Origin of the sequence: Nonomuraea muscovyensis (assembly GCF_014207745.1) — a bacterium.
Lineage (GTDB): Bacteria > Actinomycetota > Actinomycetes > Streptosporangiales > Streptosporangiaceae > Nonomuraea > Nonomuraea muscovyensis.
This window is the reverse complement of record NZ_JACHJB010000001.1, coordinates 1061105-1087487: the sequence shown is the minus strand read 5'-3', so window position 1 is coordinate 1087487 and position 26383 is coordinate 1061105. Positions and strand designations below refer to the sequence as shown.

The 26383-nt window shown below is 72.4% G+C and carries 33 protein-coding genes; 16 read left to right on the top strand and 17 right to left on the bottom strand.

The window, feature by feature from the left end; translation table 11 throughout:
- Window positions 1-110: 110 nt before the first annotated feature.
- The 4 genes from FHU36_RS05180 (at window position 111) to hemW (ending at window position 4136) form a co-directional block, all read left to right on the top strand.
- On the top strand, window positions 111-1331 hold the full coding sequence (locus FHU36_RS05180; protein ID WP_185082641.1) for an MFS transporter: 1221 nt from the start codon (window positions 111-113) through the stop codon (window positions 1329-1331).
- Between the two features lie 114 nt (window positions 1332-1445).
- Window positions 1446-2081, top strand: a complete 636-nt coding sequence (locus tag FHU36_RS05175; RefSeq protein ID WP_312891439.1) for a TetR/AcrR family transcriptional regulator — start codon at window positions 1446-1448, stop codon at window positions 2079-2081.
- 195 nt (window positions 2082-2276) lie between these two features.
- A complete protein-coding gene (locus tag FHU36_RS05170; RefSeq protein WP_185082639.1) occupies window positions 2277-2591 on the top strand; it encodes a hypothetical protein in 315 nt (104 codons plus the stop codon).
- A gap of 324 nt (window positions 2592-2915) precedes the next feature.
- The gene (hemW, locus tag FHU36_RS05165; protein ID WP_185082638.1) at window positions 2916-4136 is read left to right on the top strand and encodes a radical SAM family heme chaperone HemW; all 1221 of its coding nucleotides are present in this window, start codon (window positions 2916-2918) and stop codon (window positions 4134-4136) included.
- On the opposite strand, the gene FHU36_RS05160 is transcribed toward hemW, so the two are convergent.
- The 3 genes from FHU36_RS05160 to FHU36_RS44125 are packed head-to-tail and all read right to left on the bottom strand — an operon-like array spanning window position 4129 to window position 7426.
- A complete protein-coding gene (locus FHU36_RS05160; RefSeq protein WP_185082637.1) occupies window positions 4129-4911 on the bottom strand; it encodes a DUF4870 domain-containing protein in 783 nt (260 codons plus the stop codon). The genes hemW and FHU36_RS05160 overlap by 8 nt on opposite strands.
- Window positions 4908-5714: a DUF3097 domain-containing protein gene (locus FHU36_RS05155; RefSeq protein ID WP_185082636.1), complete on the bottom strand. Its 807-nt coding sequence runs from the start codon at window positions 5712-5714 to the stop codon at window positions 4908-4910. Before FHU36_RS05155 ends, FHU36_RS05160 begins: the two co-directional genes overlap by 4 nt.
- A 17-nt stretch (window positions 5715-5731) precedes the next feature.
- Window positions 5732-7426, bottom strand: a complete 1695-nt coding sequence (locus FHU36_RS44125; protein ID WP_246501951.1) for a hypothetical protein — start codon at window positions 7424-7426, stop codon at window positions 5732-5734.
- Window positions 7427-7572: 146 nt separating this feature from the next.
- Here FHU36_RS44125 and hrcA point away from each other — a divergent pair, with 146 nt between their 5' ends.
- The 3 genes from hrcA to FHU36_RS05135 are packed head-to-tail and all read left to right on the top strand — an operon-like array spanning window position 7573 to window position 10473.
- Window positions 7573-8586: a heat-inducible transcriptional repressor HrcA gene (hrcA, locus tag FHU36_RS05145; protein WP_185082635.1), complete on the top strand. Its 1014-nt coding sequence runs from the start codon at window positions 7573-7575 to the stop codon at window positions 8584-8586.
- A gap of 11 nt (window positions 8587-8597) precedes the next feature.
- Window positions 8598-9737 (top strand): molecular chaperone DnaJ, encoded by a 1140-nt coding sequence (gene dnaJ, locus FHU36_RS05140; RefSeq protein ID WP_185082634.1) that lies wholly within the window; start codon window positions 8598-8600, stop codon window positions 9735-9737.
- A gap of 10 nt (window positions 9738-9747) precedes the next feature.
- Window positions 9748-10473, top strand: coding sequence for a 16S rRNA (uracil(1498)-N(3))-methyltransferase (locus FHU36_RS05135; RefSeq protein ID WP_185082633.1), 726 nt, complete (start codon window positions 9748-9750; stop codon window positions 10471-10473).
- Between the two features lie 44 nt (window positions 10474-10517).
- On the opposite strand, the gene FHU36_RS05130 is transcribed toward FHU36_RS05135, so the two are convergent.
- Both FHU36_RS05130 and FHU36_RS05125 read right to left on the bottom strand, forming a co-directional pair.
- A complete protein-coding gene (locus tag FHU36_RS05130; protein WP_185084867.1) occupies window positions 10518-11168 on the bottom strand; it encodes a hypothetical protein in 651 nt (216 codons plus the stop codon).
- Window positions 11165-11644: a SigE family RNA polymerase sigma factor gene (locus FHU36_RS05125; protein WP_113704031.1), complete on the bottom strand. Its 480-nt coding sequence runs from the start codon at window positions 11642-11644 to the stop codon at window positions 11165-11167. Before FHU36_RS05125 ends, FHU36_RS05130 begins: the two co-directional genes overlap by 4 nt.
- A 319-nt stretch (window positions 11645-11963) precedes the next feature.
- On the opposite strand from FHU36_RS05125, the gene FHU36_RS05120 reads away from it, so the two are divergent.
- The 8 genes from FHU36_RS05120 to era all read left to right on the top strand — a co-directional run bounded on the left by FHU36_RS05120 (window position 11964) and on the right by era (window position 17963).
- On the top strand, window positions 11964-12308 hold the full coding sequence (locus FHU36_RS05120; RefSeq protein ID WP_185082632.1) for a histidine triad nucleotide-binding protein: 345 nt from the start codon (window positions 11964-11966) through the stop codon (window positions 12306-12308).
- A 125-nt stretch (window positions 12309-12433) separates the two neighbouring features.
- The gene (locus FHU36_RS05115; RefSeq protein WP_185082631.1) at window positions 12434-13483 is read left to right on the top strand and encodes a PhoH family protein; all 1050 of its coding nucleotides are present in this window, start codon (window positions 12434-12436) and stop codon (window positions 13481-13483) included.
- Window positions 13480-13950 (top strand): rRNA maturation RNase YbeY, encoded by a 471-nt coding sequence (gene ybeY, locus FHU36_RS05110; RefSeq protein WP_185082630.1) that lies wholly within the window; start codon window positions 13480-13482, stop codon window positions 13948-13950. The genes FHU36_RS05115 and ybeY overlap by 4 nt, the downstream gene beginning before the upstream one ends.
- A gap of 2 nt (window positions 13951-13952) precedes the next feature.
- Complete coding sequence (locus tag FHU36_RS05105; protein WP_312891438.1) at window positions 13953-15248, top strand: hemolysin family protein; 1296 nt, start codon at window positions 13953-13955, stop codon at window positions 15246-15248.
- Window positions 15249-15563: 315 nt separating this feature from the next.
- Window positions 15564-16229 (top strand): hypothetical protein, encoded by a 666-nt coding sequence (locus FHU36_RS05100; protein WP_185082628.1) that lies wholly within the window; start codon window positions 15564-15566, stop codon window positions 16227-16229.
- Between the two features lie 10 nt (window positions 16230-16239).
- Window positions 16240-16557, top strand: a complete 318-nt coding sequence (locus FHU36_RS05095) for a cytidine deaminase-like protein (protein WP_185082627.1) — start codon at window positions 16240-16242, stop codon at window positions 16555-16557.
- Between the two features lie 9 nt (window positions 16558-16566).
- Window positions 16567-17037 carry an NUDIX domain-containing protein gene (locus FHU36_RS05090; protein ID WP_246502188.1) on the top strand — a complete coding sequence of 157 codons (471 nt, stop codon included), beginning with the start codon at window positions 16567-16569 and terminating at the stop codon, window positions 17035-17037.
- A gap of 17 nt (window positions 17038-17054) precedes the next feature.
- Complete coding sequence (gene era, locus FHU36_RS05085) at window positions 17055-17963, top strand: GTPase Era (protein WP_312891437.1); 909 nt, start codon at window positions 17055-17057, stop codon at window positions 17961-17963.
- A 30-nt stretch (window positions 17964-17993) separates the two neighbouring features.
- Here era and FHU36_RS05080 read toward each other — a convergent pair whose 3' ends face one another.
- The 10 genes from FHU36_RS05080 to FHU36_RS05035 all read right to left on the bottom strand — a co-directional run bounded on the left by FHU36_RS05080 (window position 17994) and on the right by FHU36_RS05035 (window position 24598).
- Window positions 17994-18464: a hypothetical protein gene (locus tag FHU36_RS05080; protein ID WP_185082625.1), complete on the bottom strand. Its 471-nt coding sequence runs from the start codon at window positions 18462-18464 to the stop codon at window positions 17994-17996.
- 122 nt (window positions 18465-18586) lie between these two features.
- On the bottom strand, window positions 18587-19327 hold the full coding sequence (locus FHU36_RS05075; protein ID WP_185082624.1) for an urease accessory protein UreD: 741 nt from the start codon (window positions 19325-19327) through the stop codon (window positions 18587-18589).
- Between the two features lies 1 nt (window position 19328).
- Window positions 19329-20000, bottom strand: coding sequence for an urease accessory protein UreG (gene ureG / locus FHU36_RS05070; RefSeq protein ID WP_185082623.1), 672 nt, complete (start codon window positions 19998-20000; stop codon window positions 19329-19331).
- A gap of 13 nt (window positions 20001-20013) precedes the next feature.
- A complete protein-coding gene (locus FHU36_RS05065) occupies window positions 20014-20817 on the bottom strand; it encodes an urease accessory protein UreF (RefSeq protein ID WP_185082622.1) in 804 nt (267 codons plus the stop codon).
- Entirely contained in the window at window positions 20817-22523 is a 1707-nt protein-coding gene (locus tag FHU36_RS05060) for an urease subunit alpha (protein WP_185082621.1), read from the bottom strand. The genes FHU36_RS05065 and FHU36_RS05060 overlap by 1 nt, the downstream gene beginning before the upstream one ends.
- Window positions 22516-22827 (bottom strand): urease subunit beta, encoded by a 312-nt coding sequence (locus FHU36_RS05055; RefSeq protein WP_185082620.1) that lies wholly within the window; start codon window positions 22825-22827, stop codon window positions 22516-22518. Before FHU36_RS05055 ends, FHU36_RS05060 begins: the two co-directional genes overlap by 8 nt.
- Entirely contained in the window at window positions 22824-23126 is a 303-nt protein-coding gene (locus tag FHU36_RS05050; RefSeq protein WP_185082619.1) for an urease subunit gamma, read from the bottom strand. The genes FHU36_RS05055 and FHU36_RS05050 overlap by 4 nt, the downstream gene beginning before the upstream one ends.
- 87 nt (window positions 23127-23213) lie before the next feature.
- Entirely contained in the window at window positions 23214-23945 is a 732-nt protein-coding gene (locus tag FHU36_RS05045; RefSeq protein WP_312891436.1) for a Mut7-C RNAse domain-containing protein, read from the bottom strand.
- Between the two features lie 37 nt (window positions 23946-23982).
- Window positions 23983-24228: a DUF2630 family protein gene (locus FHU36_RS05040; protein ID WP_185082617.1), complete on the bottom strand. Its 246-nt coding sequence runs from the start codon at window positions 24226-24228 to the stop codon at window positions 23983-23985.
- Window positions 24229-24379: 151 nt separating this feature from the next.
- Window positions 24380-24598, bottom strand: a complete 219-nt coding sequence (locus FHU36_RS05035; RefSeq protein WP_185082616.1) for a hypothetical protein — start codon at window positions 24596-24598, stop codon at window positions 24380-24382.
- Between the two features lie 452 nt (window positions 24599-25050).
- On the opposite strand from FHU36_RS05035, the gene FHU36_RS05030 reads away from it, so the two are divergent.
- Complete coding sequence (locus FHU36_RS05030) at window positions 25051-25332, top strand: hypothetical protein (protein ID WP_185082615.1); 282 nt, start codon at window positions 25051-25053, stop codon at window positions 25330-25332.
- A 125-nt stretch (window positions 25333-25457) separates the two neighbouring features.
- On the opposite strand, the gene FHU36_RS05025 is transcribed toward FHU36_RS05030, so the two are convergent.
- Window positions 25458-25628, bottom strand: a complete 171-nt coding sequence (locus tag FHU36_RS05025) for a hypothetical protein (protein WP_185082614.1) — start codon at window positions 25626-25628, stop codon at window positions 25458-25460.
- Between the two features lie 67 nt (window positions 25629-25695).
- Complete coding sequence (locus FHU36_RS05020) at window positions 25696-26289, bottom strand: hypothetical protein (protein WP_185082613.1); 594 nt, start codon at window positions 26287-26289, stop codon at window positions 25696-25698.
- Window positions 26290-26383 lie beyond the last annotated feature (94 nt).

The following is a 26383-nucleotide window of genomic DNA, read 5'->3' as shown; positions in this document are numbered from 1 at the left end:
CCCGTCCTTCTCGCCGTGCAGAGGGCCGTCCTGTTGAATAGACGCAACGTTGAGTCTACTCTCTTGGATGTCAGCACGTACGAATCCTGGAGAGCGAGTGAGGCCGTTTCATGCCTGAATTTCCTGTCGACATCGCCGCGGCGAAGGCCGCCGCACGCCGCCGCCCCACGGGCGGAGCCGCGGTGGCGGTGGCCTTCGCCTTCTGGATCACCATGGCGGGGACGACCGCACCGACGCCGCTGTACCCGCTGTACGGGCGGGCGTTCGCCTTCTCGCCGATCACCGTCACAGTGGTGTTCGCCGTCTACGCCGTCGGAGTGGTGGCCGGCCTGCTGCTGTTCGGGCGGCTGTCCGATCAGATCGGCCGGCGTCCCACGCTCCTGATCGCCACAGCCCTGTCGCTGGTCGCGGCCGCGATCTTCCTGCTGGCGCAGAGCGTCACGGTGCTGCTCCTGGCTCGCGTGGTGTCGGGATTCTCGGCGGCGCTGGTCACGGGCGCCGCCACGGCCGCGCTCGCCGAGTTGATCGGACCGGACGCCCGGGTTCGCCCCGCCACCATCGCGTTGTTCGCCAACATGGGCGGCCTGGCCTGCGGGACCCTCCTAGCCGGGATCCTGGCCGATCTGGCGCCCGCGCCACTGCGTACCCCCTGGTGGGTCATCGGCGTCCTGGCGTTGCTGGGGCTGCTGGGTGTGGCGACTTCCCGGGAGAGCGCCACGCATCGCTCCGGCTTCACCTGGCAGGTTCAGCCGCTGCACATCCCCGGCGAGATCCGGGCGGAGTTCCTGCGCTCGGGGATGGCGGCGGGAGCCGGCTTCGCCGTGCTGGGCGTTCTGACGGCGGTGACCGGGCTGTTCCTGAGCACGTTGCTGCACCAGTCGAGCCATGCGCTGACCGGTCTGGTGGTCTTCATCGCGTTCGCCTGCACGGCCCTGGGCCAGCTGCTGGTCCGTGCCGTCAAGTCCGCGGTCGCCCTGCCCGCGGCCTGTCTTGGCTTGACCACCGCCGCCGCTCTGATCGCAGCCGCCCTGGCCACGACCTCGCTCCTCCCGCTGCTGGCCGGTGCCGCCGTCAACGGGCTGGCCACCGGCGTGGCCCTCGGGCACGGCGTCGGGGCCATCACCACCCGCTCCGCACCGCAGTACCGGGGGGCCTCCGTGTCGACCTTCTTCGCGATCCTGTACGCGATGCTGGCGGTGCCGGCGATCGGGGTGGGGGTGCTGATCCACCTCTGGAGCCTGGCTCCCACAGGACAGATCTTCAGCCTGGTGGTGGGGGTGCTGGCCATGGGCGTGCTGCTCAGCCTCAGGGGTGCCCGGACGAAGCGCTGACCGCTGACGGCGATGCGCCTGTGCCAGAATGGGGCCGCCGGGACGAATCCGAGAAGGAGCACGACCATCCCTGTCGATCACGCGCCCCAGCCCGCCACGGGCGGATCGGCCGTGGTGAGCCGGACAGGGCCCAAGCGCAGCGAGAGCATTCGGCTCGCCGTGCTCAACGCCGCCGACGACCTTCTGGTCGAACGCGGGTTCGACGGCGTCACGATCGAAGGCATCGCCGCCCGGGCCGGCGTCGCCAAGCAGACCCTCTACCGCTGGTGGAAATCCAAGGTCGACATTCTCCTGGACACTCTCTCCGGTGACGCCCAGGAGGGGCTGACCTGGCAGCTCGGTTCCGGTCCCGCCGAGGAAGAGCTTCAGCGGCAGCTGCGGCGCATCGACGACTTCTTCCACGAACCCGCCGGCCAGGTGCTCCAGGCGCTGCTCGGCCACGCGCAGACCAGCCCGGCCACCGCCCGGGCGTTGCGTGAGGGGTTCCTGCGCGAACAGCGGGAACGAGACCGGGCCGGGCTGCGCGCCGTCCTTGAGCGCCACACCTGCCGCCACATGGACGACGAGTTCGTCGACTGCCTGCTGGATCTCCTGCTCGGCCCGCTCTACTACCGCACTCTCGTCAGCGACCGCGCGGCCGACCCGGCCATGCTGGACGCCACTGCTCGCCTCGTTCTCGACATGGCCGCCAGAGCCGCTCAGGACGATCACAGCCATGCGGGCGCGACGAACGGGGAATCTCTGTCGTAAAGAGGAGGCCTGGCGCTTTCCGGGGGCCGCGTCCTGGATGTAGGACGGGCTCGTCTCCCATCAACGCCACTCGTTCCCCCTCCGCGACCTGCACCTCACTCCTTCGCGACGCGGTCGAAGCCGGGGCTCACGATTTTGTCGGTGGCACAGGCTACCTTGAGGAAATCGAACACGCGTGCGACTGGAGGGTATGTCGTGATTGCTGCTGAGAGGTTCGAGCGGGCGGCCGTGCTGGGTGTGGCGATGGCCGAGGAGCTGCGCCGGCTGCTGCGTCGGCACGCGGTCGCAACAGGTGACGCCGTGGAGGGCATGGTGCTGGTCGACGTGCCCTATCCCGACGCGGCCGTGGTCGTCGCCGTGCTGGACGTGGCGGCAGAGTGTTTCGGTGAGCGCGGTGCCACCGTCGAGGAGACCCGGCAGGCCGCCCTGACGACGCTCTTACAACTGGCCGGGTTCGACGCCGAGTCGCAGTTGCAAGTCGCCTCGCCAGGCTCCCTCGCCCGCTCGTGACACGTTCCCGTTCGTGGCACTGTCAGTGCCGGTCGTGAGAGCTGTCCCGCTGTGGTCGGTCCGGCTGTGCCGGGCGTCCCTGGTGACGCCGTTTCGTTCGGATGTCCGCCGGTCCCTGAAGTGAGACCGGGAGGGTGACGGTGGGGTGTCCCATCGGGTGGAGGTGCGGGCCAACGGGCTGGCCGGTGACGAGCGGGCTGACAAGGTGCATCATGGCGCGCCGAGTCAGGCGGTGTACGCCTATGCCCGGGAATAGTCGGGTAGAAGCGGTACTTGTAGGCCCGATGGACCAGGCAGTCAATGGCGGCGGGCAGACTGTAAGGCGTGCCATCCACCCTGCCCGACGGCGACGCCGCCCCCGCCTCCGGCGAGCTGCCCGACAGCGCGCTGCGCGGCCTCGGCGAGCGGCCGTTCGGCTTCTACGTGCACGTGCCGTTCTGCGTGACGCGCTGCGGCTACTGCGACTTCAACACCTACACCGCCGCCGAGCTGGGCCCCGGCGCCTCCCACCGCGACTACGCCGACACGGCCATCGCCGAGGTGAGGCTGGCACGACGCGTCCTCGGCGACGCCGAGCTGCCGGTCGAGACGGTGTTCTTCGGCGGCGGCACACCCACCCTGCTGCCGCCGGGCGACCTGGCGCGGATCCTGGCCGCCGTCGACGCGGAGTTCGGGCTGCGGCCGGGCGCCGAGGTGACCACCGAGGCCAACCCTGAGTCCGTCGATCCCGCCTCGCTCGAACGGCTGCGCGAAGGCGGCTTCACCAGGGTCAGCTTCGGCATGCAGAGCGCCCGCGAGCACGTTCTGAAGGTCCTCGACCGCCACCACACCCCCGGCCGGGCCGCCCAGGCCGTGCAGGAGGCGCGGAAGGCCGGGTTCGAGCACGTCAACCTCGACCTGATCTACAGCACGCCCGGCGAGTCCGACGACGACTGGCGCGCCTCGCTGGCGGCCGCGATCGAGGCCGAGCCCGACCACGTCTCGGCGTACTCGCTCATCGTGGAGGAGGGCACGCGGCTGGCCGCGCGGATCAGGCGGGGCGAGCTGCCTATGCCCGACGACGACGTGGCCGCCGACCGCTACCTGATCGCCGACGCGATGCTGGCCGAGGCGGGGTTCGGCTGGTACGAGGTGTCCAACTGGGCCACCTCCGACGACGCCCGGTGCCGCCACAACCTGCTCTACTGGACCGGCGGCGACTGGTGGGCCGTCGGCCCCGGCGCGCACAGCCACGTCGGCGGCACCCGCTGGTGGAACGTCAAGCATCCCGCCGCCTACGCCCAGCGGCTGGCCGCCGGCGTCTCGCCCGCCCACGCGCGCGAGGTGCTGGCGGACGAGGACCGCGAGACCGAACGGCTGATGCTGGAGCTCCGGCTCTCGTCCGGCTACCCGCTCGCCGAGGTGGCCCCCCGAGCGCGCACGGCCGTGGCGGCGGCGCTCGGAGGCGGGCTGCTGGAGGTCGAGCCGTTCCGGGCGGGCCGGATGGTGCTCACGCTCGAGGGACGGCTGCTGGCCGACGCGCTGGTGCGCGACCTCGTCAGCTGACCAGGCGGATGGAGATCGGGTAGCGGTAGTTCTCGCCGCGGTTGGCGGCGATCGCGGCCTGGATGTGGAAGATCAACGAGACGATCCAGATGATCGGCAGCAGGAACAGGCCGATGATGATGATCGACAACAGGCCGGCGACCAGGTAGCCGATGAACATCGTGATCTGGAAGTTCAGGGCCTCGGCCGACTGGTCGCGGACGTACGGGGCCTCGTCCTTCTTCATCAGGTAGATGATCAACGGGCCGACCCAGGAGACGAGCAGGCCCAGCAGGTGGGAGAGCATCGCCATGGTGGTGTCGTCGCTGCCGGGTCGCGGGCCGTACGTGCCGGGGACGTGCGGCGGGAGCTGTTGCGGGGCCCCGTAGCCGTACCCGCCGGGCTGCTGATGGGCCTGGCCGGGGGGCAGGTAGAGGTACCCGGGAGGCAGGTGGCCCTGCTGCTGGTAGCCCTGCGCGGGCGGCGGGTAGCCGGCGGGCGGGGTGTGCGGCTGCCCGTACGCGTAACCGGGCTGGGCGCCCGAGCCGGGGTGCGGACCTGAGCCGGGGTGCGGACCTGAGCCGGGGTGCGGACCCGAGCCGGGGTGCGGACCTGAAGCGCCGGGTTCGGGGTGGGCCGCGTCGGGGTGGGCGTCCGAACCGGGCTGGGGGCCTGAGCCGGGGTGCGGGTCAGGGCCGGGGTGGGGCGCGGCGGCGCTCTGGTCGGGGAGGTCGGAACGGGTGACGCGCCGCGTGGCGTCGTCGTCGGGCTGAGGATGGGGTGGGTCCTGGCTCATGGTGCCTCCGTAACGAAGTCGATCAGTTCCTCGACCCGGCCCAACAGCTCGGGCTCCAGGTCGGCGAAGGTCGAGACGGCGCCGAGGATGCGCCGCCAAGCCTCGGCCGGCTCCAGACGCCAGCCCAGCGCCGCGATCACACCCTCCTTCCACGGTATCCCTCGCGGCACCTCCGGCCAGGCCGGGATGCGCAGCACGGACGGCTTGACCGCCTGCCAGACGTCCACGAACGGATGCCCCACCACCAGCACCTCGGGCGAGGTCACCCGGGCGGCGATGCGGCTCTCCTTGGAACCGGGCACGAGATGGTCGACCAGCACGCCCAGCCTGCGTCCCGGCCCGGGGCCGAACTCCTCGACGATCGCGGGCAGGTCGTCGACCCCCTCCAGGTACTCGACCACCACGCCCTCGACCCGCAGGTCGTGGCCCCAGATCTTCTCCACCAGCGCGGCGTCGTGCACGCCCTCCACGTAGATGCGGCTCTCCCGGGCGACCTTGGCCCGCAGCCCCTCCACGGCGAGCGAACCCGACGCGCTCCGCCTCGGCGCGCGCGGGCCCGGCGCGGGCCGTACGAGCGTCACGACCTTGCCCTCCAGCAGGAACGCGGCCGGCGCCAGCGGGAACAGCCTGCGCCTGCCGAACCGGTCCTCCAGCGTGACGGCCTCCTTGTCGCAGGCCACCACCGCGCCGCAGAAGCCGCTCTCGGCGTCCTCCACGACGAGGTCCGGTTCGGCGGGCACCTTGGGGATCGTGCCCTTGCCCGGCCGCCGCCAGTTGCCCGCGAGAACATCACCCTCGTACACACGGGGACCGTAGCAAATCACCCGCCCATCGCGAGGCGCTTGCGGCCGCGGCTGCGCCGGACGAGGACCACGGCGGTGACGACGATCCCGATCAGGACGCCCGCACCCGGGATGAGCAGCAGCGCCGCCACCCCGCCGGCCAGGCCGCCCGCCGAGGAGGCGAGGTCACGACCAACCCCGAAGCGCGCGTCGCCCGGCTCCTGGGTCGCGCAGGTGAGCCGGTAGTCGCCGGCCGAGGGGGCGTTGACCAGCAGGATGAGCTGCCAGCGGATGGAGCCCTGGTTGACGGTCTGGTTCGTGGTCGTGTTGACGAGCCTGGCCTGCCCGGGGCCGCCGGAGATCATGCACGTGTAGTGCACCCGGGTGGAGCTGGCGATGTAGAGGGCGGGCCGGTCGTCCGGGTCGAGGGCGACGGTGACGCTCTCGCCCGCCGCGAACGTCTTCGACGGCGCCATGTCGCTCGCCGTGCTGAACACGCCCCCCGTGAACAGGGCGACGCCCGCCACCGCGCACACCACGGCGACCGCCCAGCCACCCGCGATCCACCACAGCGACGGCTTGACCGGCCGGGAATCCGGCCGCGCGCCGAACCGGCCCCCGCCGCCGTACACGCCGGGTTGGTCGGGGCCGTACACGCCCGGCTGTCCAGGGCCGTACGGTCCGGGTTGGTCGGGGCCGTACGGTCCGGGCTGTCCGGGGCCGTACGCGCCCGGCTGTCCAGGGCCGTACGCGCCGGGCTGTCCGTAGGGCTGACCGCCCGGAGGCGCGGCCTGCCCGAACGCCGGGCCGCCCGAGGGGGGTGCCTGCCCGTACGCGGACTCGCCCGGCGGGGGAGCCTGGCCGAAGCCGGGCCCGCCGGGCGTCTGCCCCTGCCCGTAGGAGGGGTCGCCGAATGCGGGCGCCTGTCCGTACGCGGGCCCGCCGGGAGGCGGCGCCTGACCGTAGGGCGGGCCGCCGGGAGCCTGGTAGCCGTATCCGGGCGCGCTGGGCGGTTGTTGTCCATAGCCGGGCGCGCTCGGTGATTGCCGGTCGTAGCTGGGGGTGCCGGGGGGCTGCTGGCCGTAGCCGCCGAAGGCGCCGGGTGGCCCGTAGCCCGGGGTGCTGGACGGCTGGGGTCCGTACGGGTGACCGCCGGGAGGCGCCGCCTGGCCGTGGGACGGGCCGCCGGGCGGCGGATAGTCGTGCGACGGCGGCCCGCTCGGAGGCTGCGGCCCGTAACCCGGGGCGCGACTGTACCCGGCAGCGGGCGGCGGCGGCCCGGACGGCGACGCGAATGACGGTCCGGACGGCGTACCCGGCTGCGGCCCGGAGGGCGGTCCGGACGGCGCACCCGGCTGCGGCCCGGAGGGCGGTCCGGACGGCGCACCCGGCTGCGGCCCGGAGGTCGACCCGGACGGCGCGCTGGGCTGCGCGCCAGAGGGCGGCCCGGACGGGGTGTCGGGAGGGGCGTCGGAGGAGGCGTCGGAAGGGGTGCTCGCCCGCGGGTCCGAAGCGGCTTCGGCGGGCGCGTCGGAGGGGCCGCCCTGAGGCGGGTCCGGCGGGGCGTCGGCGGAGGCGTCGGACGGCTCCGCCGCGGGCGCCGGCGCAGGTGAGGAGGCGGCCGGAGGTTGCGGATCGGAGGACGGGGCACCGGAGGGTGAGGAGGCCTGACCGGGCCGCGGACCGGACCCGGGCTGCGGGCCGTTCGGCTGGGACGGGGAATCGTCGGTCATGCCGATCAGTCTGATGCCTGCGGGTTCGGGCACGCCAGGCACCCCGGTGGCCGGTCGTTATCGCACCTTCCAGGCAACGGCCGTACACTTGGCACTCGGGAACACCGAGTGCTAGGCGGTTCCCAGCAGAGGCAGGAGGTGTGCACGTGCTCGACGATCGTAAACTGGCGGTGCTCCGCGCCATTGTCGAAGACTACGTGTCCACCAACGAACCGGTGGGCTCCAAGGCGCTGGCCGAGCGCCACAACCTGAAGGTCTCCCCGGCCACCGTGCGCAACGACATGGCCGCGCTGGAGGAGGAGGGCTACATCACCCAGCCGCACACCAGCGCCGGCCGCGTGCCGACGGACAAGGGCTACCGCCTGTTCGTCGACAGGTTGTCGCAGGTCAAGCCGCTCTCCTCGGCGGAACGGCGGGCGATCGAGACGTTCCTCGCGGGCGCGGTCGACCTCGACGACGTGGTCATGCGCACCGTACGCCTGCTCGCGCAGCTCACCAGGCAGGTCGCCGTCGTGCAGTACCCGACGTTGACCCGTTCGACGGTCCGGCACGTCGAGCTGGTGCCGCTCAGCGAGCGGCGCGTCATGCTCGTGCTGATCACCAACACCGGCCGCGTCGAGCAGCGGGTGATCGAGCTGCCCGAGGTCGTGGAGGACCAGCGCATCGCCCACCTGCGCGCCGTGCTCAACGCGTGTCTCGACGGCTGCGGTCTCAGCACCGTGCCCGACCGGGTCGCCGACCTGCCCGAGCGGCTGCCGGTCGAGGACCGTCCCGCGGTGGCGACGATCCTGTCGGTGCTGCTCGAGACGCTCGTCGAACGGCACGACGAGAAGCTCGTCTTCGCCGGGGCCGCCAACCTCGCGGGCGCCGACTTCGCCACGGGCCTGCGTGACGTGCTCGAGGCGCTGGAGGAGCAGGTCGTGCTCATGCGGCTGCTCGGCGAGACTTCCACAGACACCCCGTCCGCGCTCACCGTGCGCATCGGCTCCGAAAACCCCTACCTTCGCGGCACATCCGTCGTCGCCACCGGATACGGTTCTGGCGACAACCAACTGGCCCGGCTCGGCGTGCTGGGTCCCACGAGGATGGACTACCCCGTGACGATGGGCGCCGTGCGCGCGGTGGCACGCTACGTCAGCCAGATCCTGGCTGCATCATAAGAGGTCGATAAGTGGCAAACAGCGACTACTACGCCACCCTCGGGGTGCGCCGTGACGCCAGTCAGGACGAGATCAAGAAGGCGTACCGGAGACTGGCCCGGGAGCTGCACCCCGACGTGAACCCGGATCCTGAGACCCAGGAACGGTTCAAGGAGATCACGCAGGCCTACGAGGTCCTGTCCGATCCCAACAAGCGCCAGATGTACGACCTGGGCGCCGACCCGTTCGGCGGTGCGGGCGCCGGTGCCGGGGCGGGCGGCTTCGGCGCCGGGTTCCCGTTCAGCGACATCATGGACGCCTTCTTCGGCTCGGCGGGCGGCGCGCGCGGGCCGCGCTCGCGGGCGCGCCGGGGGCGCAACGCCACGATCCGCGTCGAGCTCGACCTGCGCGAGACCGCGTTCGGCACCACCCGTGAGCTGGTCGTCGACACGGCCGTGCTGTGCGAGGTGTGTCAGGGCGCCGGGGCCGCGCCGGGCACCCACCCCGACACCTGCGACATGTGCAGCGGGCGTGGCGAGATCTCCCAGGTGACGCGGTCGTTCCTGGGCCAGGTGATGACCTCGCGGCCGTGCCCCCAGTGCGGTGGCTTCGGCTCGATCATCCGCCACCCGTGCCAGGAGTGCTCGGGTGACGGCCGCGTGCGCACCCGCCGTACGATCAAGGTCCGCATCCCGGCGGGCGTCGAGGACGGCACCCACATCCAGCTCGCCGGCGAGGGCGAGGTCGGCCCCGGCGGCGGCCCGCCCGGAGACCTGTTCCTCGAGATCGTCGAACGCCCTCACGAGATCTTCGAGCGGCGCGGCGACGACCTGCACTGCACGGTGCAGATCCCGATGACGGCCGCGGCCCTCGGCACGGTGCTGACCGTGGAGACCCTCGACGGGGCGGAGGAGATCGACGTCCGGCCGGGCACCCAGGCGGGGCAGGTCATCACGATGTACGGCAGGGGCGTGCAGCGGCTCAACGAGACCGGCCGCGGCGACCTGCTCATCCACGTCAACGTGGAGACCCCGATGCGCCTCGACCCGGCGCAGGAGGAGCTGCTGCGCGAGCTGGCCAGGCAGCGGGGCGAGGAGCGGCCGCCGGGCAAGTTCGCGCCGGGGCAGCAGGGATTCTTCTCGCGGCTGCGCGACGCGTTCAACGGCCGATGAGCCGCCGGCCGTGACCGTCCCCGTCTTCCTGTCCGACGTGCTCGACGGGCCCGAGCTGGTGCTCGGCGGCGCGGAGGGGCGGCACGCGGCCGCCGTGCGCCGGTTGCGCGCCGGCGAGCGGGTGGACCTGACCGACGGGGCCGGCGCGGTCGCCGAGTGCGTCGTGCGCGAGGTGCTCAAAGACGCGCTCCGGCTCGACGTGACGAGCCGCTACGAGATGGCGGCGCCGCAGCCGCGGCTCGTGGTCGTCCAGGGGCTGCCGAAGGGCGACCGGGGCGAGCTGGCCGTCGAGATGATGACCGAGGCCGGCGTCGACGTCATCGTGCCCTGGGCCGCCTCGCGCAGCATCACCCAGTGGAAGGGCGAGCGGGCCGCCAAGGCGCTCGGCCGGTGGCGTTCCACGGCGCGCGAGGCCGGCAAGCAGGCCCGCAGGTTCCATCTGCCGGAAGTGACCGAGCCCGCGTCCACGGCGCGGGTCGAGCAACTGCTCGCAGGTGCGGCGCTGGGGCTGGTGCTGCACGAGGAGGCGGCTGAGCCGCTGTCCGGCGTGGAGCTGCCGGCGGGCGGCGACATCGTCGTCGTGGTGGGACCCGAGGGCGGGGTCGGCGATGAGGAGCTGGGCCGGTTCAGGGCGGTGAAGGCGGTGCCGGTGCTGCTCGGGCCCACGGTGCTGCGGACGTCCACGGCCGGGGTGGCGGCTGCGGCCGTCCTGCTGGCGCGCACCGGCCGCTGGTAGGGCCGCTCGAACAGGCAAGCGCTCCCGCTACGGGCGGTGCGGGCTCACGGGATCGAGTACGGGGTGCCGTTGAGCAGCGGGCTGGGCACCGCGGTCGGGATGGGCTCGGGATCGGGCGGTGGGCACTCGTCGGCCGGGCACGTCGGCACCGGGTCCGGCTGGGTGGGCGTCGGGGTCACGGTCGGCGTCGGAGTCGGCGTGGGGGTCGGCGTGCCCGTGGGGCAGTCGTCGCGCTGCGCGTCCTGCTGCTTGGCGGCCGTCGGGCACGGGGTGGAGCTCGGCGTCGGCTTGCTGGTGGACTTCGCCGTCTCCGACGGCTGCTGCCTCGGCGGCCGGGTCGACGGGTCGGGGACGACCACCACCTCGGTCGGCTGGCTGCGGATGGGCGGATCCGGCGAGACGGCCCGGTTGGTCGAGTCGGCCGCGGGGGGAGTGGAGGTGCTCTTGATGTCCTGCACGGTGTCCCGCAGGACCTGGTGGCGCAGCTCGGGGACGACCATCACGATCGTGCCGGCGACCAGGACGGCGCTGGCGGCGGCGGCGCCGGCCCGCCACCAGAACAGGTTGCGCATGCCGCGCCGCTCGATGCGGGCGCGGATGATCTCCAGTCCTTCCGGCGAGGGCACGACCGTGTCCGCCTCCGCACGCAGCACACCGCGTAGTACGTCGCCGTACTCGTCGGGGGGCTGGGTCATGACATTTTCTCCAGGACGGATCGCAAGGCGGCCATGCCACGTGCGGTGTGGCTCTTGACCGCTCCCTTGCTGATGCCCATGGCGTGGGCGATCTCAGCCTCGGACAGATCACCGTAGTAACGAAGGACGAGTGCCTCTCTCTGACGCGTCGGCAGGGCCCGCAACGCCTCGATCACGGCGGAGCGTTCCAGCTCCCCGATCGCGCCGTTCTCGGCGCTCGGGGCGTCGGGCAGACCCTTGGGAGCATACTTCTCGACGACCGCACGGTGACGCAGCACCGAACGGGACCTGTTGACGACGGACTGGCGCAGGTAGGCGAGGGCCTTGTCGGGGTCGCGCAGTCTACGCCAGGCACCGTGGATGGCGACGAACGCGTCCTGCACGACCTCCTCGGCGGTGGCCATGTCGCGGACCAGCAGCACGGCGAGACGCACCAGCGACCGGAAGTGCGCGCTGTAGAGCGCGGTCACGGCCATGTCGGCGTCCCACCCGACCGGCGCGGACCCTAACGACCGGTCGGCCAGGAGGGTTTCGGTGGTCACCTCTTGAGGACGCGCGGCCTTCCCAGATGGTTTACGCTCTTGCGGTTCCTTAGGGGGCATTACCCAGTCGTGTCCTCGCCAGGCGGCCTACCCGGCCCTGAATCGTCTTTAGTGCTGAAGTGTCGCACCTCACCCTAACCGCGAGGATCTTCCCGCGCACGACACAGCCGATCACCGATTCGCAACAGGGTGCTGAGAGTCGCAGCGTACCATCGGCCCGGCCCCGAGGCCGCGGTCTCGATAGGCTGCCCCCGTGAGCGACTGCCTCTTCTGCAAGATCGCGGCCAAGGAGATCCCGGCCGCGATCGTCCTCGAGACCGACCGGGCCCTGGCGTTCCGCGACGTCAACCCGCAGGCCCCCACCCACGTGCTGGTCATACCGAAGGAGCACCACGCCGACGCGGCGGCGCTGGCCGGGGCCGACGACGGGCTCGCCGACGACGTGCTCAAGGCCGCCCACGCCGTGGCCGTCCAGGAGGGCGTGGCCGAGGCCGGCTACCGGGTGGTCTTCAACACCGGCCCCGCCGCGGGCCAGACCGTCTTCCACGTCCACGCCCACGTCGTGGGCGGGCGTGACCTGGGCTGGCCGCCCGGCTGACAGGCGCTCCCGGCCCGGGCGGCGGGCGGGCCGATATTGGCGAGAGCCTGCGGCCCCCGCCCGGCTACCATGGGCGGAGAAGCACATCCAGAGAGACCGGGAGGCATCAGGCCGCTGGCCTGCCCATGTCCGAACTACACGAATCCCGACGGACCGCACCTCCGACGCGCACACAAGCCAAGGTGCTGATTCCGGACGAATACTCGATGGTCAGCCTCCTGGGCTCCCGTGACGAGCTGCTGCGCGTCATCGAGGGCGCCTTCAAGGCCGACATCCACGTACGAGGCAACGAGATCACCGTCACCGGCAGTCCCGACGAGAGCGGTGCCGTGGTGCGGCTCTTCGAGGAGCTGGTGGAGGTGCTCAACAACGGCGGCGAGCTCACGCCCGACGCGGTCGAACGCAGCATCGCCATGCTGCGCATGACCTCCGACCGCCCCGCCGAGGTGCTCTCGCTCGACATCCTCTCCTCCCGCGGTCGCACGATCAGGCCCAAGACGGTCAACCAGAAGCGCTACGTCGACGCGATCGACCAGCACACGATCGTGTTCGGCATCGGTCCCGCCGGCACCGGCAAGACCTACCTCGCGATGGCCAAGGCCGTGCGCGCGCTGCAGGAGAAGCGAGTCAACCGGATCATTCTCACCCGGCCCGCCGTCGAGGCCGGCGAGCGGCTGGGCTTCCTGCCCGGCACGCTCTACGAGAAGATCGACCCCTACCTGCGCCCGCTGTACGACGCGCTGCACGACATGGTCGACCCCGACTCCATCCCCAAGCTGATGGCCGCGGGCACGATCGAGGTCGCGCCGCTCGCCTACATGCGGGGCCGGACACTCAATGACGCCTTCATCATCCTCGACGAGGCCCAGAACTCCTCGGCCGAGCAGATGAAGATGTTCCTGACGCGGCTCGGCTTCAACTCCAAGATCGTGGTGACGGGTGACGTCACGCAGGTCGACCTGCCGTCGGGCACGACCAGCGGCCTGCGCGTCGTCCAGGAGATCCTCGACGGCATCCCCGACATCCACTTCTCCCGGCTGACCAGCTCCGACGTGGTCCGCCACAAGCTGGTCAGCGATATCGTCGACGCCTACGGCCGCTACGACGCCCAGCGCGACCCGGCGGTGTCGGGCGGCGCGGCCAAGCCGATCCAGCAGCGGAGCAAGCGGCGATGAGCATAGAGATCAACAACGAGTCGGGCGTCCAGGTCGACGAGGAGAGCATCGTCCGCCTGGCCGCCCACGTCCTCGGCGAGATGGGCGTCAACCCGCTCGCCGAGATGTCGATCATGGTCATCGACGAGAACGCCATGGCCGAGCTGCACGAGAAGTGGATGGGCGAGCCCGGCCCCACCGACGTGCTCGCCTTCCCCATGGACGAGCTGCGGCCCGGCGGCGGCGCGCGTGGCGACGGCGACGCCCCCGCCGACCCGGCCCTGCTCGGCGACGTGGTGCTCTGCCCGCAGGTGGCCGCCAGGCAGGCGGCCGATGCCGGGCACAGCACGCGTGACGAGCTGGAGCTGCTGTGCACGCACGGCATCCTCCATCTTCTCGGCTATGACCACGCCGAGCCGGAGGAGCACAAGGAGATGTTCGGCCTACAGGCCCGGCTCCTGGAGTCGTGGCAGGAGGTGCGCGGCTAGCGGTGGACGCCTGGTTGCCCCTGGCCGTCACCCTCGTGGTGATCGGTGGCCTGATCGCCAGTGCGGAGACGGCGCTGACGCGGATCTCCCGGGTGCGCGCGGAGGAGTTCGTCCGCGAGGGCAGGCGCGGGGCCGCGCGCCTGCAGGCCATCGTCACCGACGCGCCGCGCTATCTCAACCTCCTGCTCCTGCTCCGGCTGAGCTGCGAGCTGGTCGCGACGGTCATCGTGACGCTGCTGTCCATCGACCACCTGGGCGACCAGGGCTGGGCGTACGTGACGGCCGCCGTCATCATGATCCTGGTCAGCTACGTGATCGTCGGCGTCTCGCCGCGGACGCTCGGCCGCCAGCACGCCGAGCCCATCGCGCTGGCGAGCGCGCCGATCGTCTACGGGCTGACCCGGATCTTCGGCCCGCTGCCCAAGCTGCTCATCCTGCTCGGCAACGCGCTCACCCCCGGCAAGGGCTTCCGCGAGGGCCCGTTCACCTCCGAGGCCGAGCTGCGCGACCTGGTCGACCTGGCCGAGGAGCGCCGGGTGATCGAGCCGGACGAGCGCGAGATGATCCACTCGGTGTTCGAGCTGGGCGACACGCTCGTGCGCGAGGTGATGGTGCCGCGCACCGACATGGTCTTCATCGAGCGCGGCAAGACGCTCAGCCAGGCGCTGTCGCTGGCGCTGCGCAGCGGCTTCTCGCGCATTCCCGTCGTGGGCGAGAACGAGGACGACGTCGTCGGCATCGCCTACCTCAAGGACATCATCCGCCGGGTCCACGAGGCCGGGCAGGACGGCGGCGGCGAGCGGATCGACTCGATCATGCGCCCGGCCACGTACGTGCCCGAGAGCAAGCCCATCGACCAGTTGCTGCGCGAGATGCAGGCGCGGCAGACCCACCTGGCCATCGTCATCGACGAGTACGGCGGCACGGCCGGGCTGGTCACCATCGAGGACGTGCTGGAGGAGATCGTCGGTGAGATCACCGACGAGTACGACCAGGAGGCCCCACGTGTTGAGCCCGTGCCCGACGGCGGGCTGCGGGTGACGGCCCGGATGCCGGTCGACGAGCTGGGCGAGCTGTTCGACACCGAGATCGAGGTGGACGACGTCGAGACGGTCGGCGGCCTGCTCGCGCACGCCCTCGGCCGGGTGCCGATCGCCGGCTCGCAGGCGGAGGTCGCCGGTCTCCGGCTCACCGCCGAGAGCCTGGCCGGGCGGCGCAACCGCATCAGCACGGTGGTGGTCCGCAGGGTCGCCGCTCCGTCCAACGACGTGGTGCCGGCCGCCGCAGAGCAGGACTGACGGCCTCGCGGGGAGCCGGCAAGTGTTCTCCAAGCGGTCTGCAAGTGCTGTGCCGCAGTCTTGGTCCCGGCGCCCAGTGCGGAGGGCGCCGACAGGGAAGCGCCCGATTCGCCGGATGGGGTTCGCGGTGGAGGGGCGCTTCCGGGGGGCGGCAACGTCTCGATCTGCTAGCCGATCGTGACGTTGCTCGGCGTAAAAGGGTGCTCTCGTCCGTTAAGCCGGGCGAGAGCACCCTTTTAGCGTTTGATCCTTTATTGGTGTGTCTGGTGGATTGTCGTCCTCCGTGCCCGGGGAGATCCGCGTTCGGGGGAAATCATGGAATGCGGACTGCGGATGCTCGGCCTGGTCGCCACCGGCGGCCTCCTGGCCGGAAGCCTGGCGGGCTGCGGCGGCGGTGCCCACGAGGAGGTCCGCCCCGACGCCCGCGCGACGGCCCGGCTGCACGAGGTGCTGAACGACCGGCCACGGCTGCCCGACGGCTTCTCGCCCAGGGCGGAGCGGCCCTGGCGGGCGCCGTTCGAACCGAAGAACACCGACTGCCTGACCGTGCTCGAACCCGCCGCCGGCCGGGCGCCCGCCAGGGCCCTGACCGCGCAGGCGGCCGTCAGCTACCGGGGCGACGAGCTGGGCGAGCAGGCCGCGGTGGGCCTGGCCCGCTACGCCGGCTCCGAGGCGGAGGAACACCTCGGCGACCTCGCCGAGGCCATGGCGGAGTGCCGGGCGATGCGCTCGCCGGGCGGCACCCGGCTCAGGCTGCGGCCGCTGCCCGCACCGCTGCGCGAGATGGGCGACGAGGTGGGCGACGAGATGGTCGGCGCCGAGCTGCGCGGCAAGCTGAAGGGATACCCGTACGTGATGGACGTGGTGCTGGTCCGCTCCGGTGACACGCTCGTGTCGGTCGTGCACACCGGCCTGGCCGGGGTCGATCCCGAACGCACCAGACAGCTCCTCGGAGCGGTGCTGAAGATGGCCACGGCCTAACCTAGTGCCCGTGACTCTCGATCCTGAAGACAGCAAGCTCATCACCCTGGCCCGGGCGGCGCGGGCCCGCAACGGCTCCGCCGAGGGTGCCGCCGTGCGCGACGAGACCGGCCGCACCTACTCCGCCACCGACGTCACGCTCTCCTCGCTCACGCTGTCGGCGGTGCAGGTCGCCGTGGCGATGGCCGTCTCCAGCGGCGCGCGTTCCCTGGAGGCCGCGGCGCTGGTGAGCGAGGGCGACCCGGGCAGCGCCGACGAGGAGGTCGCCCGCGAGCTCGGCGCCGGGGCGCTCCTCGTGGCCGGCCCCGACGGCACACCCCGGAGCTGACCCGTGGCGATGTCCCCCTATCTCGCCGGACTGCGCGCCAAGGTGGGCTCCGACCTGCTCATGCTGCCGTCGGTGTGCGGGTGCGTGTTCGACGCCGACGGGCGGCTGCTGGTGGCGCGGCACGGCGACGTGGACCTGTGGGCGGCGCCCGGCGGCGGCCTCGACCCCGGCGAACGGCCCGAGGAGGCGGTGGTCAGGGAGCTGCGCGAGGAGATCGACGTCGACGTCACCGTACGCGGCCTGATCGGCGTCCACAGCGGGCCCGAGTTCCACGCCGTCTACCCCAACGGCCACGAGTGCATGTACATGATCGCGGTGTACGGCTGCGTGATCGCCTCCGGCACGCCCACCCCCGACGGCGACGAGATCACCGACGTCCGCTGGGTGACCGAGGCGGAGCTGCCGGAGCTGCGGATGACGCCGTGGTCACCCCGCGTGCTGCCCGAGGTGTTCGCCTGGTGGCGCGGGCAGCGGCCATGATGGGCGACAATGCACAGGTGACTTCGCCAGACAGCCATCGCGCCGGATTCGCCTGCTTCGTCGGGAGGCCGAACGTCGGCAAGTCGACCCTGATGAACGCCCTGGTCGGCACGAAGGTGGCGATCACCTCCTCCAAGCCGCAGACCACCAGGCGCGTCATCCGGGGCATCGTGCACCGGCCGGAGGCCCAGATCGTCATCGTCGACACACCGGGCCTGCACCGGCCTCGCACGCTGCTCGGCGAGCGGCTCGACAGTCTCGTGCTGTCCACGCTGACCGAGGTGGACGTGATCGGCTTCTGCCTGCCCGCCAACGAGCCGATCGGCAAGGGCGACCGCTTCATCGCCGACAAGCTCGCGGCGGTGAAGAAGACGCCCGTCGTCGCGGTCGTCACCAAGTGCGACCTGGCGAGCAAGGAGCAGATCGCGGCGCAGTTGCTGGCCGTCTCGCAGATCGCCGAGTTCGCCGCGATCGTCCCGGTGTCGGCGGAGCGGGGCGACCAGCTCGACGTGCTGGCCGGCGTGCTGATCGAGCACCTGCCCGAGTCGCCGCCCCTGTACGAGGGCGGCCAGCTCACCGACGAGCCCGAGCAGGTGCTGGTGGGCGAGCTGATCAGGGAGGCGGCGCTGGAAGGGGTCCGCGACGAGCTGCCCCACTCGATCGCCGTGGTGGTGGACGAGATGCTGCCGCGCGAGGGGCGCGACGACCTGCTCGACATCTACGCGCACATGTTCGTCGAACGTCCCTCGCAGAAGGCCATCGTGATCGGGCACAAGGGCGAGCGGCTGCGCGACGTGGGCACCCGGGCGCGCAAGCAGATCGAGGCGCTGCTCGGCACCCGGGTCTACCTCGACCTGCGGATCAGCGTCGCCAAGGACTGGCAGCGCGACCCGAAGCAGCTGCGCCGCCTCGGCTTCTACGACTGACGGGGCCCGCCCCGAGCACCCGTGGCGCGGTCAGGAACGGCGGGTCAGGGTGAGGACTGCACAGAGCACCACCGCCAGCGCGGCCGCCAGGGCGGCGAACCAGCCATAGCGGATCACCGGCGCCACTGACAGGACCCCGCCCAGGTCGAACGCGATCCGGTCGCCGGCGCCGCCGGGGTCGGTCACGAAGACCACCAGGAGCGCGGCCGCCAGCCCGCCGGGCACGGCGGCCAGGGTGGCGATCCACGGGCGGGCCAGCAGCCCGGCGGTCCCCAGGGCCAGCGCGACCAGTCCCGCGACCAGGGTGAACACGCCGAGGCTGTCATCGGCGCCGCGGACGTCCTGGGTGACGCCGGCGCCGAGCAGGTCACTGCGGGCCTCGATGCCCGCCCACGGCAGGATCGCGCTGACCGCCAGCAGCGCCCCGGCGGCGGCCACGGCCAGCGCGTAGCCGCGCCGTGCCCGGCGTCTCGCGGGGCCTGGCATGAGAGAGTCGGCCACACGATCACCATAGGCGGGCCACGCCGCCCCGGCCAGGCCACCCGTGCGGTCCGGTCCCGGCCTGACCGCCATGCCGGATGGTTTGGGGGCTTTCGGCCGTCCTGCCGGGTGGAAAGGGGCGGTCAGAGCGGGGTGCGGGCCGCGGACTCGCCCCACGCCAGGCGGCGGCGCAGCTCGACGGCGTCGGCGGCCAGCGCCGACACGAGGACGCCCGGCCCCGCCAGCGGCAGCACGGCGACGCCCTCGCCCACCACCGCCTCGCGGCGGCCCACCGCCGGGTCCGGGGTCATGAGGGTGGTGCCGACGCAGCGCGCCCCGGCGAAGACGGCCGGGGAGGCGTCGAGGGCCGGGTCGCCCACGGCGAACTCCTGCCGCAGCAGCGGACGCCCGCCGCTGGTGGCGTCGAAGCGGCCACGGCAGCGGCCGGGCGCCTCGCCGTACCGGCCGAAGACGATCTCCTCGCGCCAGAACACGCGCGCGTCCTCTTCCAGCACCAGCCGGACCCCCGTGCGGTGCGAGCAGCCGGCGGCCAGCACCGTGGGTTCGGGGGTGAAGCGGAGGGTGGCGCCGGCCCTCACCCGCGCGGTGACGAGCATGGCCGACTCGCCGTGGCCGGGCAGCACCACGGTGGCGGCGACCGAGCCGACCTCCAGCGTGGTGCCGGCGGCGACGTCCACGTCGAGCTCCAGGACGTCGCCGCCGAGGGGCGCGGCGGCGGTCGAGACGAGGTGCACGGTGTGCGGCCCGGTCTGCCGGAGCGTCAGCGGCGGCGCCGAGCCGAGCACCGGGATGGCCGTGCGGCCCGCCACCAGGGCCGTCGCCACGGTGGCGCGGGCCCGCAGGGCGGGGATGGTGGGCGGCATGTCAGCCGAGCCGGGCCGGCCGGTTCGACCAGTCGCGCACCTGGTGCGAGACCCAGGTGGCCACCTCGGGTACCGACGGCTCCCTCCTGACCGAGGTGAACACGACGGGCCTGCCGCCGCGCACGGCAGCCGCGTCGCGGTCCATGACGCCGAGGTCGGCGCCGACGAGGGGCGCCAGGTCCGTCTTGTTGACCACCAGCAGGTCGGCCGTGGTCACGCCGGGACCGCCCTTGCGCGGCACCTTGTCGCCGCCCGACACGTCCAGCACGAACACCTGCCGGTCGGCCAGCCCGCGGCTGAACGTCGCCGTCAGGTTGTCGCCGCCGCTCTCCACGATGACCAGGTCAAGCGGGCCGAAGCGGTGTTCCAGGGTCTCGACGGCGTCGAGGTTGGCGGCGATGTCGTCGCGGATCGCCGTGTGCGGGCAGCAGCCCGTCTGCACGGCCAGGATGCGTTCCTCGTCGAGCACGCCCGCCCGGCGCAGGAAGTCGGCGTCCTCGGTGGTGTAGATGTCGTTGGTCACCACGCCGAGGCTCAGCGCCGGGCCGAGCTCCCGGCACAGCGCCGCGACCAGGGCCGTCTTGCCGCTGCCCACCGGGCCGCCGACGCCGAGGCGCAGCGCCCGTCCCCGGCTGTCGGGTGCGTGGTGGTGGTCCTCGTGGTGAGCGCCCATGACGGGGTCCTTCCTAGGAGACGAACAGCCGGGTCGCGGCCCGCGCGTGGCTCTCGGCCAGCAGGTCGAGTGCGGGTGCCGAGCAGGCGGGCAGGTCCGCCCACGTCCCGCCGGTGGGCAGGTCGCCGGCGGTGGCCGCGAGGTCGGGGGCCAGTTCGGCGAGCAGGCGGTGCACCTCCACCGGGTCGAGGCCGAGGAGCCGCACCGCTGCGGTGGCCGGGCCGGTGACGGCGTGGTAGGCGGCCGCCAGCGCGGCGTCCCGAGATGACGCGCCGGCCGCGTGCGCCGTCACGCCCAGGGCCAGCGGATGGTGCGGGTCACGGAGCCGGAGCGCCAGGTCGTCGAGGGCAGGGGAGGGCCACACCCGGCGGGCCACCCGCACCAGGAGCCTGCCCTGGGTCCTGGACGCCTCCCGCTGGGCGGGCGAGACGGTCCTGACGTCCGCTTCGGCGTCGAGCTCCCCCCACCCCCACGTCTCGTCGCGGTGCGGTCCGTCCGGCCCCACCGGACGGACTTGGCGGGGCGAACCGTCCGATGCGGCCGGATGGACTTCACGGGACGCTTCGCCCGGCGCGGCTGTGGCGGCCGCGTGGGAGCAGGCGGCGGCGAGGGCGGCCGCGTGGGAGCAGGCGGCGGCGGCGAGGGCGGCCGCGACCCGGCCCGAGGTGTGCAGGCGGCCCCGCAGGAACCCCGCCAGCGACGCCACGTCGCGCACGGCACCCGAGGCGACGGCCTGCTCCGCGCCCCCGGAGTGGGCGTGCCCCCCGGCCGGCAGGCGGGAGTCGGTCAGGAGCAGCAGCGCCGGGTTCACGGGCATCAGAACAGGAAGTAGCGCTGGGCCATGGGCAGGACCGGCGCCGGCGCCGGCTCGACCAGGTCGCCGTCGACGCGTACCTCGAACGTGTCCGGCGCCACCTCGATCCGCGGCATCGCGTCGTTCAGCGGCATCGCCGCCTTGCCGCGTCCGCGCACGTCCGCCACCGCCGCCAGGCGGCGCCGTACGGCGAGACGGTCCGCGAGCCCGTCCTCCAGAGCCGGCGGCGAGACGAAGTGCAGCGACGTGGCCGCGGCCGTCACCGGGGCGGCGCCGAACATGGGCCGGGGCAGCACCGGCTGCGGCGTCGGGATGGAGGCGTTGGCGTCGCCCATCTGCGCCCAGGCCACCACCCCGCCCTTGAGCACGAGCGTGGGCTTGACCCCGAAGAACGCCGGATCCCACAGCACCAGGTCGGCCAGCTTGCCCACCTCCACCGACCCCACCTCGGCGTCGAGGCCGTGGGCGACGGCGGGGCAGATGGTGTACTTGGCGACGTAGCGGCGGGCCCGCAGGTTGTCGGCCGGGCCGCCCAGCGGGCCGCGGCGGCCCTTCATGACGTGGGCCGTCTGCCAGGTCCGGATGACCGTCTCACCGATGCGGCCCATCGCCTGAGAGTCGGAGCCGATCATGGAGATGGCGCCCAGGTCGTGCAGCACGTCCTCGGCCGCCATCGTCGTGGGCCGGATCCGCGACTCGGCGAAGGCCAGGTCCTCCGGGATCGACGGGTTGAGGTGGTGGCAGACCATCAGCATGTCGAGGTGCTCGTCGAGCGTGTTGACGGTGTGCGGCCGGGTGGGGTTGGTGGAGGAGGGCAGCACGTTCGGGTAGGACGCCATCCGGATGATGTCGGGCGCGTGCCCGCCGCCCGCGCCCTCGGTGTGGTACGCGTGGATCACGCGGTCGCCGATGGCGGCCAGCGTCGACTCGACGAACCCGGCCTCGTTCAGCGTGTCGGTGTGGATGGTCACCTGCACGCCGGTCGCGTCGGCCACGGTCAGGCAGGTGTCGATGGCGGCGGGCGTGGAGCCCCAGTCCTCGTGCAGCTTGAATCCCGACGCGCCCGCCCGCAACTGCTCCAGCAGGCCGTCGGGGTTGACCGTGTTGCCCTTGCCGAGCAGCGCGAAGTTCAGCGGGTAGGCGTCCAGCGACTCCAGCATCCGGCCCAGGTACCAGGTGCCGGTGACCGTGGTGGCCTTGGTGCCCTCGACGGGGCCGGTGCCGCCGCCGACGATCGTGGTGACGCCGGCGCCGAGGGCCTCGTCCAGCAGTTGCGGGCAGATGAGGTGCACGTGTGAGTCCACCGCCCCGGCGGTGAGGATCTTGCCGTTGCCGCTGAGGATCTCGGTGGACGGTCCGATGACGATGTCCACGCCGTCCATGGTGTCGGGGTTGCCGGCCTTGCCGATGCCGCTGATCCGGCCGCCGGTGACGCCCACGTCGGCCTTGACCACGCCCCAGTGGTCGAGGATCACCACCCCGGTGACGACCAGGTCGGGCGCGCCCTCGGCGCGGGTGGTCCTGGCCTGGCCCATCGACTCGCGGATCACCTTCCCGCCGCCGAACACCGCCTCGTCGCCCGCCCCGGCCGGGCCCATCGCCAGGTCCTCGGTGACCTCGACGAACAGGTCGGTGTCGGCCAGCCTGATCCGGTCGCCGGCGGTCGGCCCGTACAGGGCGGCGTAGCGGGCGCGGGAGATGTCAGCCATCGAGGGGGCCCGCCCATTCCGGACGCAGGCCGGGCACCACGCGGCGCCCGGCGATGGGGACGAGGGTCACCTCACGCTCGACGCCCGGCTCGAACCTGACCGCGGTGCCCGCCGGCACGTCCAGCCGCGTCCCCCAGGCGGCCTCGCGGTCGAAGTCCAGGCCCGGGTTGGCCGCGGCGAAGTGGTAGTGGGAGCCGACCTGCACGGGGCGGTCGGCCGTGTTGACGACCCGGACGGTCACCCGCTCGCGCCCGGGGTTCAGCGGCAGGTCGCCGGTCGGGTGCGCGTACTCGCCGGGGATCACGGGATCGGCCTGTGCACGGTGACCAGCTTGGTGCCGTCGGGAAAGGTCGCCTCGATCTGGACGCTGTCCAGCATCTCGGGCACGCCCTCCATGACGTCGGCGCGGGTCAGCACCGTCCGCCCGGCCCGCATGAGCTCGGCCACGGTACGCCCGTCCCTGGCCCCCTCCATCAGGAACGCCGCGATGACCGCGGTGGCCTCGGGATGGTTGAGCCGCAGGCCCCTGGCCCGGCGCTCCCGCGCCACACCGGCGGCGACGTGGATGAGCAGGCGCTCCTGCTCGTGTGGGGTCAGCCGCATGGCCGGACCTCGTGGGGGGTTGGGCGCATGGCCGGACCCTAGGAGCCGGCCGTTTCCCCGGCGTTGCCAGGGAGTGTCGTGTCCGTTTCAGGACCGCGGTGCGCCGGCGGCCCACTGCCGCGCGGACCTGACGATCTCCTCCAGGTGGCCGCTGTGCGCGCCGTGCCAGTAGACCTGCCCGCAGCCGCGGCACTGGCCGTAGGCGTCGAAACTGCGCCGGGTGCCCGCCTCCAGCAGCGGCGCCACCTCCCGCTTGGCGGCCGGCACCAGCTCGCCGTTGCACGCGGTGCACCTGGTCCAGGGGCGCAGCGGCGGCGAGAACCGTTCGAGCAGGTCGCGGAGCTGGTCCTGCGGGCGCGAGCCGCGCACGTACGCGCCCAGCCACAGCGCCCGGCGGCGCAGCAGGCCCCGGTCCTGCGTCAGCAGCACCCGGCGCTCGGCGTTGGCCTGCTCCACCAGCGCCGGGTCGTCCATGTCGTTGTGGTAGGCGGCGTCGACGCCGAGCAGCCGCAGCCGCCGCGACAGCGTGCCCAGGTGCACGTCCAGCAGGAATCGCGGCTCGTTCGGCAGCGGCTGCGGCCGGGGCACCGCCCGCACCTCGACGACGTCGCCCGGCGCGAGGTGGTAGGAGGGCCCGACGCCGCGCCCGCCGACGGTCATCGGGCCGACCTCCGTCAGCGGGATGCCGGCCGACTCGACGTGGTGGCCGAGCGTCGAGGTGCCGTCAGGGCTGACCCGCTGCCACTCGTGGCGGCGGCTCACCGGCAGGAACATCCTCAGCTCGGCGGCGATGCGAAGGCGCGCGTCCCGTTCCGTCACGTCTCCCATTCTGCGCGATCGGTTCCCTGGCCGATCGCTACTGCTGGTAGTCCTCCACCTCGGAGGCCGGGCGGGCGGCGGCGTCGTCGGGGTTCTCACCCACGCTGCGCATGGCCCGCCGCCGCCGCAGCAGGTCCCAGCACTGGTCGAGCGCCTCCTCCAGCTCCCTGACCCGCGCGTTCTCCTCCTCGGAGGTGAGCTCGCCGGCCGACAGCCTGCCGCGCAGCTCGTGCTCCTCGGCGACCAGAGCGCTGATCCTGGTGAGTATCTCGTTGTCCCGCATGCCGGAGACTCTACTGAGTACGTGATAGAACACGCGCTATGTCTGGTATCGCGCTGGTAAGGAAGCCCGGACCCCGTGTCGCCGACGGCCTCGTCACGTACCTGCGGCGTGATCCGGTCGACCCCGGGCTGGCGCTGCGGCAGCACGACGCCTACGTCGCCGCGCTCGACGCCGCCGGCTGGCGGCCCGTGTACGCTGCGTAGGTCGCGACGCTGTTGACTGCCTCCTGCCAGTCGTTTCGCAGCACCCGGTCCCGGTCGCGGGCGGTCCGCTTTTCGAGCAGGGCGGCCAGGCCGCCGTAGATGCCGCGCTCCATCTCCTCGACCACCTCGCCGTACCTCCAGCCCGCCGCGGCGAGGCTGTTGAGCACGGGGCGCGGGCCCGGCTGATGTCGTGGTCGAGGACCAGGAGGCGGCCCGTCCCGGCGCGCCGGTCGTAGACGACGACGGTGGTGGGCCGGTTCGGGTGGCGCTCGGTCAACGGCCGCTCATAGCGCGCGGGGAACGTCAGCCCGCCGTCCGCCGAGTAGCGGACGCGCGGGGCCTGCGCGAGCAGCCGCGCGAGAGCGGCCCACGTCTTGGCGGCCTCGGTGCGCAGCGCTACCCACGACATGACCCGGGCGCCCGGTTCGCCCCCACGTGGGGCGGGTATGAGGTTGGTGCGGACCAGCAATGCCGGTTTCACCCGAATGCGACAAGCCGCTTTCGGGCACGACTGGCAGAGCTGGGTGGCCATCGTCTATCGTGGTCACCAGCCTTGGTTGACCGGCTTCAGGCATGCGAAAGCCCGCCGGGATCGTCGGGCTGGCGGCCACGGCGGCGAGTGCCGAGCTGCCCGCCGAGGCGAGTCGAGAGGCTGGAGAAGCTGCGGGCCGAGCAGGCGCGTCAGTTCGAGCGGCTTGAGGGCGAAGTGCGGGGGCTGGCCGATGACGCTGGCCGCTACCTGCCCACGTTCGCGGGGCCGGCGCGGACGCTCATCGGCGACTACCTGTTCGTTCAGCGCGGGGTGCTCCTGTCGGAGCGTACGCGGTCAGAGCAGTGCGCGCAGGTGCGGCAGATGGCCGTGGTGCTGGGCGGACCGCGCTGGCGATTCTGGATCGCCTGAAGGGGTGGCTCGCGTTGACTCGGAATCTGGCCGGGTTGAAGGCCGTCGAGGAGCCTGCGGCGTAGCGGTGGCAGACAGCGGAAGGGCGCCCACCGGTCTGGTGGGCGCCCTTCGGTCGGGGCCGGTCAGTACGGGCGTTGGGCGAGTTCGGCCTCGGAGGTGAGCCGGCCGCGCCTGACGGCGGTGAGGCCGCGCTGTGGGGCTTCGGCTTCCAGCTCCCCCTTGTCGGTGAAGACGTGGACGGATCGGCCCGCGCCCGCCTGCTCGCCACCGCCAACCAGACGAACGCTGACCACGAGTACCAAAGCGACGCCCGCGAGAGACATCAGCCACGCCCAACCAGGATGATCCGTGCCAGGCAGATCACCAGAGGGGATCGTCCAAAACGACGGCAGGTCTCGGTGCGTGTGGCCAGTTGAGGTCCATGCTCACGCCGCTGCCCAGTTCGACGACGGCCATGAGCGCGGCGAGGCCGAACGGGAGACCCATGTCTTCGCATGCCTTCTCGACGAACACGACATTCTCATCCACGTTCGGCCGTTCGCCGCGCGGGAACTCGCGCCAGGTCCAGCGTATTTCACCGTCGGTGACATACGTGTATTTGTGCTTGTGAAGTATGGAGGTGATGCTCCAAACCGGTCCATCTCTCTCGCTCAGTTCGCACAGGACGGCAGGATCATCAATACCGCCGTCCTGGGACTGGAAGAGAAAATACCCTCCCTCTTGCCTGTCCACCGACACCACGGTGCGCGGAAGGTAAAGGTCGGCCCCCGACGCGACGTCGACCTCTTCCTCGACACCGGCCTCGGCAGAACTCGACAGTCTCTCGCCGATTTCCTCGATGGACGGAGGAGCAGCCGAGGTCCGAACCACCGTCCAGTGGAAACCGTCGCGCATCCATGGGTGCTCGTTCAAAAGCCGCTCATAATGACTGATCGCCTGAAGAGGCATGGTCATGGCCCGTCTGCTCCGTCCGAAGGGAAAGGGAGGCCGCCCGGGGAGGGGACGCCGGGGATCCAGCGTATACCAGCCCGGGCGGCTTTCGGGGCGA